At 55.3% G+C, this 253-nt stretch carries 1 protein-coding gene and 1 pseudogene; both read left to right on the plus strand.

What is annotated here, in order from left to right; all coding sequences use genetic code 11:
* Positions 1–154, plus strand: a pseudogene (locus FDX22_RS31565) (glutathione-regulated potassium-efflux system ancillary protein KefF); the annotation flags it as partial.
* Positions 147–253 (plus strand): hypothetical protein (locus FDX22_RS31570; RefSeq protein WP_049097872.1); only part of this gene is annotated, 107 nt, incomplete at its 3' end. The pseudogene FDX22_RS31565 and the gene FDX22_RS31570, both read left to right, overlap by 8 nt.

Consider the following 253-nt stretch of genomic DNA (forward strand, 5'->3'; position numbering starts at 1 on the left):
GCCTTTACAGGCGACAGCGCTCTATTGCGGCCTCAAATGGCTACCACCGTTTGCGATGCACTGTACGTTTATCTGTGATGATGAAACGCTGCAAGCGCAGGCGCGTCACTACAAACAGCGTCTGATGGAATGGCAGGAGGCACACCATGGATAGCCATACGCTGATACAGGCGCTGATTTATCTCGGATCGGCGGCGCTGATTGTGCCCATCGCTGTACGGCTGGGATTAGGGTCGGTACTGGGGTACCTCAT

Source organism: Citrobacter sp. TBCS-14 (assembly GCF_005280805.1).
GTDB classification, from domain to species: Bacteria; Pseudomonadota; Gammaproteobacteria; order Enterobacterales; family Enterobacteriaceae; genus Citrobacter; species Citrobacter gillenii.